This is a genomic window from Methanofollis sp. W23, from assembly GCF_017875325.1.
In the GTDB taxonomy this organism is placed as follows: domain Archaea; phylum Halobacteriota; class Methanomicrobia; order Methanomicrobiales; family Methanofollaceae; genus Methanofollis.
Map to the genome: position 1 here is coordinate 1,091,977 of NZ_JAGGMN010000001.1, position 16,246 is coordinate 1,108,222.

Annotated in this window: 13 protein-coding genes; 7 read left to right on the plus strand and 6 right to left on the minus strand. The window is 60.3% G+C overall.

What is annotated here, in order from left to right; genetic code table 11:
* The first annotated feature begins 283 nt into the window (after nucleotides 1-283).
* Entirely contained in the window at nucleotides 284-1,786 is a 1,503-nt protein-coding gene (locus J2129_RS04550; protein WP_209629736.1) for a sodium:solute symporter family protein, read from the plus strand.
* A gap of 814 nt (nucleotides 1,787-2,600) precedes the next feature.
* Nucleotides 2,601-3,275: a DUF1847 domain-containing protein gene (locus J2129_RS04555; protein ID WP_209629737.1), complete on the plus strand. Its 675-nt coding sequence runs from the start codon at nucleotides 2,601-2,603 to the stop codon at nucleotides 3,273-3,275.
* A gap of 749 nt (nucleotides 3,276-4,024) precedes the next feature.
* On the opposite strand, the gene J2129_RS04560 is transcribed toward J2129_RS04555, so the two are convergent.
* Nucleotides 4,025-4,843, minus strand: coding sequence for a hypothetical protein (locus tag J2129_RS04560; protein ID WP_209629738.1), 819 nt, complete (start codon nucleotides 4,841-4,843; stop codon nucleotides 4,025-4,027).
* A 38-nt stretch (nucleotides 4,844-4,881) separates the two neighbouring features.
* On the minus strand, nucleotides 4,882-5,007 hold the full coding sequence (locus J2129_RS13140) for a hypothetical protein (protein ID WP_281069794.1): 126 nt from the start codon (nucleotides 5,005-5,007) through the stop codon (nucleotides 4,882-4,884).
* Between the two features lie 2 nt (nucleotides 5,008-5,009).
* Between J2129_RS13140 and J2129_RS04565 the strand changes: the two genes are divergently transcribed.
* The 4 genes from J2129_RS04565 to J2129_RS04580 all read left to right on the plus strand — a co-directional run bounded on the left by J2129_RS04565 (nucleotide 5,010) and on the right by J2129_RS04580 (nucleotide 9,073).
* Nucleotides 5,010-6,350 carry an FAD-dependent oxidoreductase gene (locus tag J2129_RS04565; protein ID WP_209629739.1) on the plus strand — a complete coding sequence of 447 codons (1,341 nt, stop codon included), beginning with the start codon at nucleotides 5,010-5,012 and terminating at the stop codon, nucleotides 6,348-6,350.
* Complete coding sequence (locus J2129_RS04570; protein ID WP_209629740.1) at nucleotides 6,347-7,327, plus strand: glycosyltransferase family 4 protein; 981 nt, start codon at nucleotides 6,347-6,349, stop codon at nucleotides 7,325-7,327. The genes J2129_RS04565 and J2129_RS04570 overlap by 4 nt, the downstream gene beginning before the upstream one ends.
* 67 nt (nucleotides 7,328-7,394) lie before the next feature.
* Nucleotides 7,395-8,375 (plus strand): glycosyltransferase family 4 protein, encoded by a 981-nt coding sequence (locus J2129_RS04575; RefSeq protein WP_209629741.1) that lies wholly within the window; start codon nucleotides 7,395-7,397, stop codon nucleotides 8,373-8,375.
* Complete coding sequence (locus J2129_RS04580; protein WP_209629742.1) at nucleotides 8,372-9,073, plus strand: glycosyltransferase; 702 nt, start codon at nucleotides 8,372-8,374, stop codon at nucleotides 9,071-9,073. The genes J2129_RS04575 and J2129_RS04580 overlap by 4 nt, the downstream gene beginning before the upstream one ends.
* Nucleotides 9,074-9,455: 382 nt before the next feature.
* Here J2129_RS04580 and J2129_RS04585 read toward each other — a convergent pair whose 3' ends face one another.
* On the minus strand, nucleotides 9,456-10,511 hold the full coding sequence (locus J2129_RS04585; RefSeq protein WP_209629743.1) for a radical SAM protein: 1,056 nt from the start codon (nucleotides 10,509-10,511) through the stop codon (nucleotides 9,456-9,458).
* An 855-nt stretch (nucleotides 10,512-11,366) separates the two neighbouring features.
* Between J2129_RS04585 and J2129_RS04590 the strand changes: the two genes are divergently transcribed.
* The gene (locus tag J2129_RS04590) at nucleotides 11,367-12,767 is read left to right on the plus strand and encodes an ATP-binding protein (protein WP_209629744.1); all 1,401 of its coding nucleotides are present in this window, start codon (nucleotides 11,367-11,369) and stop codon (nucleotides 12,765-12,767) included.
* 335 nt (nucleotides 12,768-13,102) lie between these two features.
* On the opposite strand, the gene J2129_RS04595 is transcribed toward J2129_RS04590, so the two are convergent.
* The 3 genes from J2129_RS04595 to J2129_RS04605 form a co-directional block, all read right to left on the minus strand.
* Nucleotides 13,103-14,182, minus strand: a complete 1,080-nt coding sequence (locus J2129_RS04595; RefSeq protein WP_209629745.1) for a GHMP kinase — start codon at nucleotides 14,180-14,182, stop codon at nucleotides 13,103-13,105.
* A 9-nt stretch (nucleotides 14,183-14,191) separates the two neighbouring features.
* On the minus strand, nucleotides 14,192-14,740 hold the full coding sequence (locus J2129_RS04600; RefSeq protein WP_209629746.1) for a DUF2148 domain-containing protein: 549 nt from the start codon (nucleotides 14,738-14,740) through the stop codon (nucleotides 14,192-14,194).
* A 975-nt stretch (nucleotides 14,741-15,715) separates the two neighbouring features.
* Nucleotides 15,716-16,240, minus strand: coding sequence for a class I SAM-dependent methyltransferase (locus J2129_RS04605; protein WP_209629747.1), 525 nt, complete (start codon nucleotides 16,238-16,240; stop codon nucleotides 15,716-15,718).
* Nucleotides 16,241-16,246 lie beyond the last annotated feature (6 nt).

Below are 16,246 nucleotides of genomic sequence, written 5' to 3' on the forward strand. Positions count from 1 at the left end.
ATGAGCGACTTTCCAGAGCCGGGTATCGATTTTTTGTTGGAGTCTCCATCGGTTACCCCATTTTGCGCACTGCCCGCCGCACCCGCTCTTTCACCCCCCTTCATTTCACATTCACGGGCCTGGAAGCCGCTCAGACCGATCATGTTATATGCTGGCATGACACACGTTAGCATAGTACTATGATCGGGCTTCCATTCGAGACACTTGCCATCGTCAGCACCGCCTTCATTGCGGTCACCGTCATGCTCACCCTCTGGGCGTTCGTCTTCAAAGAGGACACCGTATGATCGAACCGGTCACGGCGGCGATCATCGGCGTCTACTTCCTGGCCCTCATCGCCATCGGCGCCTGGGCCTCGGGCAAGATCCACAACACCGAGGACTATATCGTCGCCGGACGATCGCTCGGGTTCTGGGTCTTCACCATCCTGATGGTCTCCTCCATCTGCTCAGGGATGACCTTGCTTGGCGTGAGCGGACTCGGCTTCACCACCGGGTGGCCCTCCATCTGGGAGCAACTCTTCGTCCCGCTCGCCGCCTCGTTCTGTATCATCGTCTTCGGCGTCAAACTCCACCGGATCGGGAAGAAGAACCACTACCTGACAGTCGAAGATTATTTTGCCGATCGTTTCGAGAGTCCGAAGGCCATGCGAGGGATCTCGGCGGTGGCCGGGATCGTCGTCTCCCTCATCTACCTGGTCGGGCAGTACACGGCGATCTCCATCGTGCTCGTCTGGCTCTTTGAGATCCCGCACTGGCAGGCGCTGATCATTTCGGGCGTCATCATCACCGCCTACACGGTGGTCGGCGGGCTGTACGCCGTCTCGTGGACGACGGTGATCCAGGGCGGGCTCCTCATCGTGGGAGTGCTCGCGATCGCCCCGCTTCTGATCATGAAGGCCGGCGGCATGGCCCATATCAACGAGGTGATGGCCGGGATCGACCCGACTTTTGTCCAGCCCTACCTCACCGAGGGGATGACCTTCACGCCCGAGTTCCTCCTCTCGTTCGGGCTGATGCTCACCGTAGGGCTTGCCTGCGCCCCGCACGTCGTCAACAACGTGCTGGCGGCCAAGGAGGAGCGCTACTTCAAGTGGTCGCCGCTCATCGCCTTCGCGGTCTACGCGGTCGTGATGCTCCTGATGAAGTTTGCCGGGTTTGCGGGCCGGGTGCTCGTCGAAGACGGGAGCATCGCCCTCCCGAACGTCCCCAATGCCCAGGACTACATCTTCATCTCCGGGCTTGAGTACGCCATGCCCAACCTCTGGGTCTGGTCGTTCTTTGCGGTGATCGTGCTCGCCGCCGTGATGTCGACGACCGACCGGTTGATGCTCACGGTGGGTTCGATGTTTGCCTGGGATGTCTGGAAGAATATCTTCAGGCCCGCGGCCAGCGACAGAGAGGTGCTCACGGTCTCCAGGGTGGCGGTCGTGCTCGCCGCCGGCGGGACGCTCCTGCTTGCGATCAATCCGCCCGAGATGCTTGCGTGGCTGATGTGGTCAGGGATCGGGATCATGCTTGCGACCTTTGCGGTGCCCCTCCTTGCAGGGCTGTACTGGCGGGGTGCGACCAGAGAGGGTGCCATCGCCTCGATGCTCGTCGGCCTGGTCTCAGGCGGGGCGCTTGGCTACTGGTACTATGTGATCGACAAGATGCCCTTCCACTTCAGCCTGTATGCCTTCCTCCTCTCGGCGGCCACGATGGTCGTCGTGAGCATGGCGACACACAAGACCGATACAAAAGTGCTCGACGCCACGCTGACCGGCAAGTTCATCCATCTCAGGTGAACGGACTGGCGCAATCTCTCTCTCTTTTTGGCTTTTTAGGAATTATTGTGACGATTCTCTTCGACGGGGGGCTCGCCGCCCCCCGAACCCCCCACGTGAAGATAGGCAGCGGGCGGCAATCCCCTCTTCAGGGTCATTGATGGTGCCTTCCCGGCCCAATCGTCACGCTTGCATTGAGAAGAGGTGAGGATTTCTACAGAGCCCTTTTTTTGTTCTGTTGAATCGGGCATGAGTCGAGAGCGTGCCTCAGGCATACAGGGTGAAAATTTCCTGTTACTGGATCATTTTTTTTAAGAGGTCATTCCAAAACTCCGCTCGCCCTGATAGGTGAGGGGACGAAAGTTCTGAAGTACGGTGTCGTTCAGGAGCATGCTGCCGCCCCACCCCTATCTTCGTCGTGGGGGGTCTCCCCCCGGCATGAGAGAGCAAGGAACCATTCTTTCTGCTCTCTGTGGGCGGCACGTCGGATCGTCACGCCTTCCCAAAAATTGGAGCAGAACACCACATAGGACCACTACTTCATCGCCGCCCCCCGGCTATCTTCGTTCGTGGGGGTCCAGGGGGTGAAACCCCCCGGCGCGAGATTGTGGTGAAGGTTCTGCTATTGAGGGCGGCCCGGCTGATCGGTGTGCCTTCCCACACCCTCGCGGGGGCTCTGCCCCCGGACCCCCGGGATGAAGATAGGGCAGGGAAGGCAGAGAGGGTCGATCGTGAAGAGGTTGTTTAAGATCGGAAAACCGGTCTCCCCCACAACAAGAGCATCCCAGAATATTTCTCCACAGCCTTTTTTTCTCCGGCCTCCCAGGAGTGATCCATGGAAAGAGACTACCCTGCATGTGCCAGATGCGGGATCAAAAAAAACGAGCAGCTCTGCAGGAACAAAGACGGAAAATCGATCCCCGGATGCCCGACCAAGGGGCAGGCCGATCTCCTGGCCGCGGCGAAGGAGGAGTACTGTCGTCCGGCGGTGGCCGCCTTCGCAAGGGCGGCGGCGGTCCAGGAGGGCGAGGGGTATGGACAGAAGGAGGAGGGGTACGAGCGGCTCAGGCCGGTGAAGTGCCGGCTTGAAGAAACGGCCGAGTTTGCCGGGAAGATGGGCTACCGCCGCCTCGGCCTCGCCTTCTGCACCGGGCTTGCAAAGGAGGCGTCGGTGGTGGAACGTTTCTTCCGAAGCCGGGGTTTTGAGGTGGTCTCGGTGGTCTGCAAGGCGGGCCGCGTCCCGAAGGAGAGCCTCGGCATCTCTGACGAGGAGAAGGTGGCGCCCGGCACCGAGGAGCAGATCTGCAACCCCATCTTCCAGGCCATGCTCCTCAATGCCGCAGAGACCGAGTTCAACATCATGCTTGGCCTCTGCGTCGGGCACGACTCCCTCTTCATGAAATATGCAGAGGCTCCCTGCACCGTCCTCGCCGTCAAGGACCGTCTGCTCGGCCACAACCCCCTCGCGGCGGTCTATACGCTGGAGAGTTATTCGCGGTACCTGAAGTGAGGGGATGGATTTTCCGGGCCTCTCTCTTCTCCACAAGCAGAGGTACTGACGGGACCGCGGGACGTTCTGTAAAATTGGTTCTGTAGAATTCGGCATGAACCCCTGGCTCAAGCATACGAGATGAAAATTTCTCGTCACGTGCTCTCTCTCTTTTCAAGAGAAGATAATCAGGGGGGATCGTGTTCCATCGCCGCCCCCACCTATCTTCTGTCCGTGGGGGGGTCCGGGGGTGCAACCCCCCGGCGCGAGACAGCGGGGAAGATTCTATGATCGGGGCGGCACGTCTGATCATTCTATCACGCCTTCCCACATCTTCGTGCCGGGGGCGCTGCCCCCGGACCCCCGGGATTGCGATTGGGCGGGGAAGGCAGAAGGGAGAATCGTTCAGACGGGGCATCTGTCCTCTGCGTATCCGTCTAGAAGATGTTTGGTGGATTCAAATCGCCATGCAATCTTGGAGTGATGGTCTTCTGGATCATTTTCATAGTAATCGGGCATGAACTTCGGGTTCAGGCATACGTGATGAACATTCTTGTAACTCCCCAGTGTGAGGATGGATCGATCCTTGATCCTTCTTTTTGCGTTTGATGAGCGAATAGAAATCGAGCATTATGCCGCCCCTGCATATCCTCTCTCCGTGGGGGGACCGGGGGCGGCACGCCCCCCCGCCACAGAACATCATCAAGAGAGTTTCTACAAAGCCGGAGATCAAAAAGAATGCCGCCTCCTGCTCTCCACCACTCCCTCTCTCACGGTCCCCGCGGCCTGTACTCTCCAACTTCCGCCGTCACGACGATCCGCCCGGCAGTCCCTGGCGGCACAGTTTCCTGGACCTCTGTGCGGTACATCTGCTCGAACATTCCATGATAGAGACCACCCCCTGCGCTCAGTCTGAGGTCCACGGTCAAATTTCCCGGTGGCCTGATCCCCTCGTCCACATAGATCACCGTGGTGTAGCAGCCGTCACTGATCGTTTCCAGGACCGGGGAAAGATATTCTTCAGGGAGACGTTTCGTGTCGGTTATATTTTCCTCAGGTACATAGAAGTCGCCTTGAATATCTGTCAGATTCGTGTGTTGGTGCTGGAATGCCAGCATCGTCCCGTCCTCTGTTTCGACCAGGGCCGTCGTCCAGTTCTCAAAGGTCTGGTTCACAAGCCTTGACGGTGGGATGACGATCTCGCCGTCCTTCATCGGGACAGGGACGAGGAGCGTGGTGGACCCTTCGCCGCTCCCTCCTTCCAGGCCGGTGACCGAGACATGGTAGGAGACGAGGCCTGGACGGTGCTCGTGCCAGGCAAGACTGAGACTGATCCCAAAAACGATCACGACGCAGAGGAGGGCGCCGACGACGAATGAGACCGCGATCCATTGCGCCTTCGCTCCTTTTCCACTCGCAACGGCGCCGAGGGCCACGGCGATGAGCACCCCGCCGATGAACACCAGTGCGGCTATCAGTTCAGGGACGCTGGAAACGCTGCACATCAGCACCAGCAAGGAACCCATGAAGGCGAGGGGGAGGACGAGGGCGATAAGCAGGGTCGAGGTACGTTTTCCAGGGGTTTTCATGATAGAGGAAGTCTTTTTTGCGCAAATATATATATCGATCAATCTATCCACTCATCGAGATAAACGGGTGGCCTGACCGTGTAAAAGATCGTCTTGCTCACCCCAGAACGATCAGTCCATCCTGCACCCCCGCACCCGGCCTGGACCGGAATATCAACAACCATAAATGAATCCTCCACAAACCTATTACACCGTGAAAACGGCGATATTAGGCGGCGGACTGACCGGGGTGACGCTGGCGCGACTGCTGCGCCAGCAGGGCGAAGACGTGATCGTCCTTGAAGCAGAGTCCGGGTACGGCGGGCTCTGCCGCTCGAAGGTCATCGACGGCTTCACCTTCGACACCGGCGGGTCGCACATTATATTTTCAAGAGATACCGAGGTCCTCTCCCTCATGAAGGAAGCGCTCGGGGAGAACCGGACCGAACGGCAGAGAAAGACGAAGATCTTCTACAAGGGCCGGTACGTGAAGTACCCCTTCGAGAACGGGCTTGCCGACCTCCCGAAGGACGACCTCTTCTTCTGCATCAACGAGTTCATCAAGGCGCTCATCGCCGCCGAGAAGGGCGAGGTGAAACCCCCTGAGAACTTTGGCGAGTGGATCCGCACCACCTTCGGCGAGGGGATCGCGGCATGCTACATGCTCCCGTACAACCGAAAGATCTGGAAGTTCCCGCCAGAGGAGATGTCGGCCCACTGGATGGACGGGCGCGTGCCTCGCCCACCGGTGGAGGACGTGGTCAGGTCGGCGGTCGGGATCGAGACCGAGGGCTACACCCACCAGTCGGTCTTCTCGTATCCGCAGGAGGGCGGGATCGAGGCGATGGTGAAGGCCGTCGCCGCCCCGGTCGAGGACGCCATCAGGACCGGGTTTGTGGTCAGGTCGGTCAGGCGCGAGGGCGAGCGCTGGGTGATCTCAGACGGCACCGAGGAGGTCGTCGCCGACCGGTGCGTCTCCACCATCCCCCTCCAGGCCCTCCTCCCGGCCCTGGACGGCGTCCCGTCTGACGTGGCCGAGGCCTGCGGGGGCCTCAAGTACAACTCGGTCGCCTGCGTCTGCGTCGGGCTGAAGGGCGACGTCCCGCCGTACTCCTGGGTCTATGTCCCGCAGGAGGAACTCGGACCCTTCAACAGAATCTCCTTCCCCTCAGGCTACAGCGACACCAACGCCCCCGAGGGGTGCAGTTCGGTCCTCGCCGAGGTGACCTACCGCGACGGCGACCCCACCGCCGCCCTCTCCGACGCCGACCTCGTCGCCTCCACCCTCGACGGCCTCATGGAGATGGGAGTCATCACCTCCCGTGACCAGGTGCTCACCACCTCGGTCGAACGCCAGAAATATGCCTATGTCATCTACGACCTCGCCTACCTGAAAAATATTAAAATTGTCAGGGAGTACTGCGAAGCCCTCGGGATCGATCTCGTCGGTCGGTTCTCAGAGTTTGAGTATCTTAATATGGACGGGTGCATCCGTCATGTCCTTGAGTTCGTGAAGGCTCTCCCATGAAAGTCAACTTTTTTGTCGAGGACATGCTCTTTTTCAAGTACATCGGCTGCGCCACCCTGGCAAAGACCCTGTACCGGGCGCTCGCCGACGGCAACGACGGCCCCGAGGTCTCCTGGAACGCCCATGGCCGCGACTTCGACCTCGTCCACTACCACACCTTCGGCCCTCTCGCCCTCGCAAACAAACGGCTGAGCGGAGCGGTGAAGGTGCTCACCGCCCACTCGACGCCGAGGCTCAATGCCGGCAACCTCGCCTTCTCCGACACGGTCAACACCTTCTACCCAAGGATCTATGAGGGCTTTGACCACATCGTCACCATCTCGCCGCTCTGCGAGGAGGAGGTGCGCGAATTCGCCCCCGACGTCCCGACCACGCTCATCCCGAACGGGGTGAACAGGGAGCGGTTCAGACCCGACGCAGAGAAGCGTGCGAGTTTCCGCGAGGCCTACGGGATCGGCGAGGACGAACAGGTGGTGATCACCGTCGCCCAGCAGACCCCGCGGAAAGGCATCTACGACTTCCTCGCCCTCGCCCGCGAGCACCCGGACACAAGATTTGTCTGGGTCGGCGGGTTCCCATACGGTAGGTTCTCAAAAGACCACCACCAGATCGAGGAGGAGAAGAGTACGTGCGGGGAGAACGTCCTCTTCACCGGGTTCGTCGACGACATCGCCGCCGCCTACTGTGGCGCCGACCTCTTCTTCATGCCGAGTTTCGCCGAGGGCCTCCCGATGGTCATCCTGGAAGCACTTGCCACCGGCCTGCCGGTCGTCGCCCGCAAGATCCCTGAGTTCACCGGGAACTTCGGCGATGCCGCCCTCTACTTCGACGATATTGCAGAGGCCGGAACACTCATCGAGGACACCGCACTCCTCGCCCGGCACGCCGCCCTCTCCAGACCCTTCACCGAACGCTACGACATCAGGAGGATCTCAGACCTCCATGTCAGGCTCTACGAGGAGTTGACCAGCCGGTGATCCGGGCGGGGTACACCGGCACCCTGATATGAGCGTGGACCTGGATAGTATTACTTGAGGAGTGTTCATGAAAGTTGACTTCTTCGTCGAGGACATGCTCTTTTTCAAGTACATCGGATGCTCGACGCTGGCAAGGAGTCTGTACCGGGCGATCGAGGACACGGAGGACGGCCCAGAGGTCTCATGGAATGCCCATGGCCGTGACTTCGACCTCGTCCATTACCACACCTTCGGCCCCCTCGCTCTTGCCCACAAGCAGATAGGCAGCGCCGTCAGCGTGCTCACCGCCCACTCGACGCCGCGGCTCAATGCCGGCAACCTCACCTTCTCTGATAGCGTCAACCGTCTCTATCCCGGGATCTACCAGAGCTTCGACCACATCATCACCGTCTCGCCGTGCTGCGAGGAGGAGGTACACACGTTCGCCCCCGACGTCCCGACCACGCTCATCCCGAACGGGGTGGACAGGGAGCGGTTCAGGCCCGACGCAGGTAAGCGGGCGGGCTTCCGCGAGGCCTACGGGATCGGCGAGGACGAACAGGTGGTGCTCACCGTCGCCCAGCAGACCCCGCGGAAAGGTATCTTCGACTTCTTCGCCCTCGCACGCGAGCACCCGGACACCAGATTTGTCTGGGTCGGAGGATACCCGTACGGAAAGTTTTCAAAAAGTCGCAGCCAGATCGAGGATGAGAAGCGCCGGTGCGGGGAGAACATCCTCTTCACCGGGTTCGTCGACGACATCGCCGCCGCCTACTGCGGCGCCGACCTCTTCTTCATGCCAAGTTTTGCCGAGACCTTCGGGCTCGTCATCCTGGAAGCGCTTGCCAGCGGCCTGCCGGTCGTCGCCCGCAATATCCCGGAGTTCACCGGGCTCTTCAAGGACGCCGTCCTCTACTTCGACGACCTTGCCGGGGCCAGCGAGTATCTCAGAGACGACGCCCTCCTGAGCGCCCATGCCGCTCGTGCCAGGGATTTCTCAGAACAATTTGATATCCGGAGGGTTGCGGCCCTTCACATTGACCTCTACCAGGAGTTGATAGTTTCATGATCTCAGTGGTAATCCCCACCTATAACGAAGAGGCGAACATCGCCGCCTGTCTTGCGTCGCTCTGCAACCAGACTCTCCCAAGGGAGGGCTACGAACTCATCGTCGTCGACGGCGGGTCCAAGGACAAAACCCGCGAGATCGCCGCCAAATATGCCGACCAGGTCTTTCTCCAGACAAGCAAAAAGGTCGGCGGCGCCCGGAACGACGGAGCGAAGGCGGCGAAGGGCGAGATCGTCGCCACGACCGACGCCGACTGCATCATCCCGCCTGACTGGCTGGAGCGGATCGAGGAAGACTTTGCCCGCCACACGGACGTCGTCCAGGTCTACGGCCTGGTGCATCCCAAGGAGAAGAACCTCAAACATTCCATCTCCCTTGCCCTGGCCAACTTCTTCTCCCGCCTCGGTTCGTGGACGCACACGATCTACTACACCCTCGGGTGCAACACCGCCTTCCGCCGCGAGGTCTTCATCGAGGTCGGGATGTACCAGTGCATCGACGCCGGCGACGACCTGGAGATCGCACGCCGCACCAGGGAGGTCGGGAAGGTCTACCTCGACCCGTCGCTGCGCGTCGCCTTCGACATGCGCCGCTACGACCAGTTCGGGACGCTCAAGTCCCTCTGGGAGTGGATCTATATCGTGGTGCGGGGCGGGGACTCTGAGAAGTATTCGTACTCGAAGCGCGAGTATAAGTGAAGGGTGCGGGACGGCGGGAGACTGAAAACCCCTGCCCCCTCTTCGTGATCATCTTTTTTCGGCTTTGTAGAATTGAGCATGAGCTTTGGGCTCAAGCATACGGGATGAAAATCGCTTTGATCAACGTTTCGAGATATTGAGGGATCCCTTTCATCACGACAGGGAAGGATCATTCCATCGCCGCCCCTCGGCCATCTTCGTCCGTGGGGGGTCCGGGGGGTGCACCCCACCGGCGCGAGACGACGGAGAAGTTTCTGCAATTGGGGGCGGCACGCCGGATCATCACGCTTTCTCACACCATCGTGTCAGGGGTGAAGAACCTCTGAATAGAGGATCAAAACCGGACGAGAGAAGATCTGAAATCAAACTCATCAGCCCCCCATCAAAACTCAAAGATCCCGCTCTGCACATCGCCGTCCCCGAAGGCGACGTAGCGCCCGACCCCTCTCCCGCGCACGCCGCATGCCCTGAGGTCGCGCTCAGACCTGAGAGGGGCTTTCTCCCGTGCGGCAAGCACCCGGCGGGCATTCTTCGGGCCGATGCCAGGCACCCTGAGGAGGTCGGCGAGGGGGGCATGGTTGACGTCCACCCGCGGCCTCCCCCCGGCAAGGAGGCGTTTGGGGTCGGCATTCTGCAAGAACCCCTCCTCATCCAGCACCCCTGCCACCTCGTCGGCGGTGAAGTGGTAGAGTCTGAGCAGGGCGTCGGCCTGGTAGAGCCGGTTCTGCCGCCAGAGCGGGGTGGGGGCGTGGGAGGCGAGCAGGGTGCCGGGAAGGGGGGTGAAGCCTGAGTAGTAGATCCTCGCCGGGGCCAGGCGTTGGTATTGCCTGGCCATGCACTCCAGAACCTCGGCGTCGCTCTCGCCGGCCGCCCCGACGACAACCTGGGTGGTGTGCCGCCCTGGCATGGCGTCGGCGACCCAGGCCTGCCTCTTCTCGATGTCCTGCCGGTAGTCCTTCACCCCTGCGAGTTCTGAGAGCCGCGAGGCCGAGGGCGCCTCGATGTTGATGGAGATCCGGTCGGCCACCCTGGCGAGATCGGTGATGTCGGCCCGCGCCGCACCGGGAAGCACCTTGAGGTGGAGGTAGCCCTCGTAGCCGCGCCGGCGCAGAATCTCCCCGGTCTCGACGATCCCCTCCATCGCCTCGTCGACCCCGCGCGGGATCCCTGACGAGAGAAAAAGCCCGTCGGCCCGCCCCTCGCGCCACATCCGCAGGAAGAGATCGGCGAGGTCTGCCGGCGAGAGGGAGCAGTCCTCCCGGCATGTCCGCACCCCACAGTAGGCGCAGTCGTACGCACACCGCCCGTGGAGGAGCACCTTCATCATCCGCCGGCACCCTCCCGAGGCGACTGCGGTCCCAGGGAGAACAGGGTCAGGGACACAGCGATCAAAGCGCGCCGCCCTGGTGAGGGCCGCGACCTCTGCGGCACGAGACATTACTCTCTACTTTTCATGGGAAAGGAAAAGGATGACCCGGGCGCGGGGTGAAAGTGAAATTCGGGAGAGGAGAAGACCTGAGATCTTTCTCTCACCGAAAAATTATGATCTCTTGCGTTCTCAAACCCGCTTTCGCTCGCACCTCGAAGAGCAGTTCTGTAGAAAAGTCAGGGAAGGCACTTCCTTCTTTATGAGGGCATCCTAAAACTCTCCCCCCCGCCTTCCTACCTCTTTGGCCGGGGGTGAGGGCCGCCCGGACCCCCGGGATGAAGATAGGGTCGGGAAGGCAGAATCGATGACCATAAAGAGAGTGCTGCTGTCCTCGACCTATCGTGGCGCGGGGGGTTCGGGGGGCGGCCACGCCCCCCGCCAGGAGATTCATCAAGAGGATTTCTACAGAGCCGAGATCCCTGCATTTTCGTCGCACACTCATGCATTCGTCGCCTCCCCCCAGGACTACGATTGCACCGTGAAGACAGAGAAAAAAACCATGAAGACGGGACACAATCCTCTGCCAATCTTCATCCGCGTGGGATCTGGGGATGGGGCCCATGATTCACAGAAGATCAGAGGTCTTCTTTCACTGGAACCTCACTCCCTGCACACCCTCGCGATCAGTGGAGGACGGGGAGACAGACCATCCACTCTTCCTTCCTACGTCCGGCCTGATGAGGACTGTACCATCTTTTAATGCTCTTTATGCCAGGGGAAAACGCGTACATATAAAAGAACGCCCAGATCACAAGGAATATCAAGGAACAAGGACGATTAAAGTAGAAGATTTGCTATCACACTGCGTAATCTATTTCATCGCCATGATTTGTTATAGTATATACTATAATTCATAGAACAATTATGAAAAAGCTATATATCTCTCGATGTTATTGTACTTCAATGCTCCATGAACCCCCCCTCCTCCAGGAAGTGCCATCCCTTCTCGACAGATTCCCCCAGACTCTCTGTCTGGTCGACCCCATGGGCATGATCCAGTCCATGAACCTGAGGGGGCGGGACATCTTCTGCCTTCCTGGCCAGTGCGCCGCCGGACGGCCCATCACCGATCTTTTCGCCCCTGATGAGAGAGAACGGTTCGCGAAGGAATATGCCAGGGCGGTCCATGACGTGGCCTCGCCCCCGTCGCTTTATACCGCCTTCGACCGGAACAGACACCGGTTCCATGTCCTGCCCGTCTTCACCCCCGCAGAAAAAGGCATATGGGTAAGCCTTGTCAGGGCGGACGCGGTCTCCATCCAGCACGCCTCTGATACGCGTGACGACCTCATCTCTCTCCTCGACCATTTCCCGCTGGCATTCTTCGAGACCGACGAGAGGGGCGTCATCACCTATGCAAACAGATACGGCCTCCTTGAATTCGGGTTCACTGAGGAAGATCTCACGAAGGGGCTCAACGCCTACGACCTCGTCGACCTCCCTGAGGAGAGACTCCCACCAAGGACCGGCAGGTCTCCAGGGTGTCGTGAATACACCCTCCAGAGGAGAGACGGGAGCACGGTCCCGGTGATCATCTCCTCGGTCTCAGTGACCAGGGACGGGGGGGTGGCCGGGACGCGGGGGGTGGTGGTCGATATCAGCGGGATCAAGAGTGTCATGGACGGCCTTGTCCAGCGGGACAGGATGCACAATCTGGTCGCCAGTCTTACCCGCCACGAGCAGGTGAACCTCCTCACCTATATGATGGGATGCATCGATATTGCGGCCTGCACCACGCACGAGCCAGAGGTCGAGGCATATCTCCAGAAATCGATGAACGCTGCAGAGATGATCAAGAAACATCTCGAGTTCTCCCGCAAGGTCCAGCACCTCGGGACGGCGACGCCAGTATGGCAGGACCTTGATGCCGTGATCGTCTCGGCGCGGTCGTACCTTGGGACCGATGTCCAGAACTTTGCGTTCCAGACCAGGACCGGGGGCGCCCGCGTCCTTGCCGACCCCCTCTTCGACCGCGTCTTCTATATCCTCATCGAGAACTCGCGGCGGCACGGAGGAGGAGTGACCGAGGTGCGGGTGAGGGTCAAGAGCTCAGAGATCGTGTACGAGGACAATGGGTGCGGGATCCCGACTGAGGAGAAGAAAAAGATCTTTGACCTCGGGCACGGGAAGAACACCGGGCTCGGGCTCCACCTTGCCCGCCAGATCCTGGGCACCACCGGGATTGAGATCAGGGAGGAGGGAGTGCCTGGCGAGGGAGTACGCTTCGTCCTCTCGGTCCCGGCCGACCAGATCAGATCCTCGTGAGCTCGGGGTTCTGCGGGCCATGTAGAAATCTTCGTCAATTCCTGGTATGAGTGTGCTGTAGCCCCCTTCCCCGCCACATGTGCCGGGGGCGAGTGCCGCCCCCTGGACCCCGCGCGCGAGTGATGCGCGGAGGACGGCAATACCCTTTTCATGGCTATCAATTGTGCCCTCCCGACGCGCGAGCATGGGAGAAGGCACGTGACCGGAGGGTCACTCTGACACATCTGAGAGATTCCACATAGTCCGACAAGTAGATCCTTTCAGTCGCACCTCAAGGGAGACAAGGGAAGAGAAACCGATCAAAAGGACCGCCTCCCCTGGTCCGCAAAGCCCTCTTATTCCTCTTCTCGCCAGACGGTGATCCCCTCGTTGTCGACCATGGTGGCAAGGGTGACGGTAAGCCCGAGTTCTCCGGCGATCGCCTCCACCTCGTCCCTGGACTTCCCGGTGACGACGGCGATGGAGGGGCCGACCGAACTCATCCCTACATATTCAAGTCCTGCCTCCCGCAGCCTGCTCATATAGGCATAGATCGCAAACCCGTGGTGCTCGATCTCGGCCCTCTTCGAGCCGCGGAACTCGATCTCCCACATCACCTCGCCGGCCCTCACGAGGTTGTCCTGGTCGAGGGCCGGGATCAGGTCCATCATGACCATGTAGGCCTTGAGCGGGCGGTCGCGGTAGTCGAGGTCGCGTGCACGGTTCATCAGGAGGTCGAACTCGCTCTTGCCGGCAGACGAGATCCCGCTCTCTGGGATGATCACGTAGACATGCTTCCCGGCGGCAAAGGGATGGTGATAGACAAGGGTGAGGTCGTCACCCATCACCACGAACCCGCCGTAGGTGCTCACCGCAGGCCCGACGCCGGTCTCGAACCCGAAGGCCACCCGATCGTCGGCCGTCTCCTCGACGAAGTTCCTGCCCACCAGGACCCTGATCTCCTCGGCGGTAAGCGGGGAGCCCACGGCGGCGTTCATCGCATGACAGACCGCGGTGAGGACCGTCCCGGTCGAGCCGAGGCCGACATGTTTGTGCTGATGGTCCTGGGCCTGGATCAAAAACCCGCCTTCATACCCGACCGTCGCCTTGAAGGCCTCGACGACCTGGATAACGATGGGAGCACGGTCATATTCGATCTCGGTCTTGCCCTCGGTGCACCGCACCGTGGCGGTGCAGTAGACCTGGACCGCATACCCAAATCCCCCGCCGCCAGGACGGTCCGGGGCGAAGCGGTTCATGTCAAGGACAGTCGAGTGGATCCTGGCCGGCGCACGGGCGGTGAAGGCCCCTTCCTGCGGTTCCACCCTGACCTCGCGCTCCAGGGCAAGGGGGCGCAGAGAGGTTCCCGCGGTGAAGGGCTCGAACTCGTACTCGACGAGGTCGAGGTCGCCGCCTCTGATCTTCATCATCGGCATGGTCTGTTCCTATGTGCGGTCAAAGAAGATATTTTTTCCAGAGGCCTTGAGCGGGACGGCATAGACGACGGTGCACCCCTCCATGACCCCGAGAGCCCGGGCGCCGACGCCCCCGGAGTAGAGCACCCGGTTGTCGAGATTGTGGATCGAGGCGGTCTTCACCGCAGACCCGACGGCGATCCCGAGATCGGTCATCCTGACTGCGCAGTTCGGGCCGGCAAACGGCGTGTCGCCTTTTCGGGGCGCACGGACGGCCCTGGTCATCTCGGTGCAGGTGAGGTAGCCGCAGGCCCCGCAGTTGATATTGGCGGGCTCAGTCCCGCGGCACCCGATGAGAAGACAGGCGTCGGCGGCTTCGATGTTCTTGGCGTCCCGCAGGAAGAACCCAAGCCCGTGCTCTTCCCCGAAGGTCCGCATTGCTCCGGCAAGTCTGGCAAGGTCGTTCCCGTCGAGCACCGCTGTCTCGATGGTGTCGACGCCCTTCCCTTTTGGTGCGGTCCTGGCGGAGAGCGCCATCAGCGAGGCGACGAGCCTGACGGCTTCAGATTCAGGAGTCATACCGGTTAGGTTCGGTCAGCACCTGATATATTCTTGCTCCTCTCTTTCCTGGACGCGCGCCGGTGATCCCTGCAGGGGTGAGTGGAGAGAACAGTCCTGACCCCCGGGATGAAGATAGGGCCAGGAAGGCAGAAAAAATGGCTCTGTAGAAACCCTGTTGATGGTTCTCTTCGACGGGGGGCTCGCCGCTTGAAGATCAGAGATCTTCTCGACTCCTCCCAGTCGTCCCCCCGAACCTCCCGCACGAGGATAGGTCGAGGACGGCAATCCCCTCTTCATGGTCATTTTTTGTGCGTGCCTTTCTGGCTCCATCATGGTCCTGGAGGTCCAGGGGCAGCGCCCCAGGCGTGATCGTGTGGCGACGAGATCATAGACGAGGGCCTCTACAGAGCCAATATTTCGCACATGTGCACCCGATCTGCACCGGAATTGCACTGAAAAAGTAGAATGGACGCGGACAGAGATGCTGGCTTAGAGTACCTATTCTAGAGAGAGGAGAGAGAGATCTCTCTCTCATAGTACTATATTGCACTCGATAGAGAACACACAGACTACCCATGATCTCCCCAGGTCTCTGGGTGACAGTGTGTGCGGTCGGGAGCGGGGTGCACGCGAGGACAAAAATTGGATATATTGGGCCATATTATTGAACAGCATTCTAAATCTCGCTTGTTCAGTGACAACTATAGAGTGCAACGAGGTGTATGCCGGTGCACGGGTGTAAACAGGATGACGATGAGTTTTTTTGCTTTGTCCCCGCGATGAATAAAGGCAGGGACCGGCGCACCATCGTCATGCTCGTCGGTTCTGCCTTCCTGACTCATTCTTCACCCTGGGGTCTGGTGAGTTGAGATTGGGCGGCATTCGACGCGTACCTCCCCCAAGGATCAAGGTGAGAGGTTCTACACCCCCTTCAAAAAATGGATATGCATGGCCCAGGATCTGGTCCGATTCTCCAGGGCCCAAAAAAAGAGTTCAGTCCCTCTTTTCCACGACAAAGATACTGAGTTTCTCAAGTGGATGAACGACAGGACGGCCAAAGCCCTTGAGTTCCTCTTCCAGCCAGGCGAGATCGACAGGGGCGAGGTCGGGGTCGTCGGCGTGGAGTTCGTTGAACCCCACCTCATTGAACTCTGCGACGATGAACCTCTCGTACGAGACCCGTGCCAGTTCAGAGAGGACGGCGCGTCTTGTCCCTGGGTCCATGTGGTGGAGCGCCCCGAAACAGATCCCGATATCAAACGCCTCGTTCCCGTACGGAAGATCGGCGGCGTCGGCCTCCTCGAAATAGATCTTCTCCGCGACCCCCTCCTCTCTCGCGAGCCGCTCGGTCTCCTTCAACCGAGCCGTGTCGATGTCGATGCTCGTGACAAAACAGTCATACTCGCTGGTGGCGATGAGGGCGAGAGGGCCGGCCCCGATGTCCAGCACCTCCCTGTCCTCGACGCCGGCAAGGCGGAGGAGAGTCCTCCGCTCCTCAAGATACCGCCCTTCGATCATCTTCTT